Origin of the sequence: Chryseobacterium sp. SIMBA_029, assembly GCF_046535275.1 — a bacterium.
Taxonomy (GTDB): Bacteria; Bacteroidota; Bacteroidia; order Flavobacteriales; family Weeksellaceae; genus Chryseobacterium.
On record NZ_JAWRXA010000939.1, the window covers coordinates 1 to 229 of the forward strand.

The following is a 229-nucleotide window of genomic DNA, read 5'->3' on the forward strand; positions in this document are numbered from 1 at the left end:
GAAGATATCAAAGAAGGTTGTTCTATTATTGAAAAACATGCTGAACAATTGAAAGTAAAATTCGGTTCGGCTGTGCCAGAATTAGAAAAAGACAGTACTTTTGTAACAATTCCGGGGCTTCACGGCCGTCCAGACAAAGAAATTTCTTTAAAAACCCTTGCTCAGATTATCAATGCAAGAGTAGAAGAAGTTTTGGAAATGGTCAACACAGAATTGAAAGCTTATGGAG

1 protein-coding gene is annotated in these 229 nt (G+C 36.7%); it reads left to right on the forward strand.

The annotated features are described in order from the left end of the window. Nucleotides 1-229: cell division FtsA domain-containing protein (locus SB679_RS26590; protein WP_410705457.1), on the forward strand; the 229-nt coding region annotated here is incomplete at both ends.